We start from the raw sequence: 1,223 nt of genomic DNA, 5'->3' as shown, positions 1-1,223 counted from the left end.
TGACCTGAGCCCCGTTTCTTCCTCCAGTTTGAGGTAGAGTCCGCTCCAACGAGGAGACGGACAATGAAGCGATCAAGGTTCAGCGAAGAGCAGATTATCGGAGTGCTGAAGGAGCAGGAGGCCGGGATGTCGACGGCCGACGTGTGCCGGAAGCACGGGGTCAGCAGCGCCACGTTCTACAAATGGAAGGCGCGCTATGGCGGGCTCGAGGTGTCGGATGCACGGCGGTTGAAGGCGCTCGAAGAGGAAAACGGCAAGCTGAAGAAGCTGCTCGCCGAAGCCATGCTCGACAACGCGATCCTTAAGGATGTCGCCGCAAAAAAATGGTAGCGCCCGGTGTGAAGCGGGAGGCGGTGGCACATGTCGTGGAGGTCCACGGGGTGAGCCAGCGCCGGGCGTGCAGGGTCCTGGCCGTGGATCGCTCCAGCGTGCGCTATCGTGGCGTGCGGCCGGACGATGCCGAGGCTCGGGCGGCGATGAAGGCGGTGGCCGCCGAGCGGCGGCGGTTCGGCTATCGGCGCATCCATGTGATGCTCGATCGCCAGGGGATCGTGATGAACCTGAAGAAGCTCAGGCGGCTCTACCGGGAGGAGAAGCTTCAGGTGCGCCGCCGGGGCGGGCGCAAGCGCGCCCTGGGAACGCGGCGGCCGATGCTGGTGCCGGAGGCGCCGAACATGCGCTGGAGCCTGGACTTCGTCAGCGATGCACTGACCGACGGGCGGCGGTTCCGGGTCTTGGCGGTGGTCGATGACTACAGCCGGGAATGCCTGGCGCTGGTGGCCGACACCTCCCTCTCCGGTCTACGGGTTGTCCGGGAGCTGGAGACCCTGATCGCCCGGCGGGGGTCTCCTGCCATGGTGGTTTCCGATAATGGCACCGAGCTCACGTCGATGGCTGTCCTGGCATGGTGCCAGAGCACCGGCATCGAATGGCACTACATCGCGCCAGGCAAGCCCATGCAGAACGGTTTCGTCGAGAGCTTCAACGGCCGGTTCCGCGACGAGCTGCTCAACGAAACGCTGTTTTCGTCGCTCATCGACGCCCGGCGGCAAATCCAGGCCTGGCAGGAGGACTACAACCATCACCGCCCACACTCGGGGCTCGGAAATATCCCGCCAGCTGAGTTCGTGGCAAAGAACAGCCTGGCAATACGTGCAGCGTAGCGCCAGACATTAACCGGCGGACTCTCCGTAAGGCCGGAGGGAAGTCGGGTCTCAGGTCAC

Annotated in this window: 1 protein-coding gene; it reads left to right on the top strand. The window is 64.5% G+C overall.

Going from position 1 to position 1,223, the window contains the following annotated elements; all coding sequences use genetic code 11:
- Positions 1-63 precede the first annotated feature (63 nt).
- A protein-coding gene (locus tag OS124_RS0119475; RefSeq protein WP_085994674.1) for an IS3 family transposase occupies positions 64-1,163 on the top strand; the annotation gives its coding sequence in 2 pieces (ribosomal slippage) (positions 64-316 and positions 316-1,163; 1,101 coding nt in all).
- Positions 1,164-1,223 lie beyond the last annotated feature (60 nt).

It is taken from the genome of Oceanicola sp. S124 (genome assembly GCF_000220565.1).
Classification (GTDB): domain Bacteria; phylum Pseudomonadota; class Alphaproteobacteria; order Rhodobacterales; family Rhodobacteraceae; genus Pseudooceanicola.
Note: the sequence above shows the minus strand (reverse complement) of the source record. Positions and strands in the feature narration are given on the sequence as shown.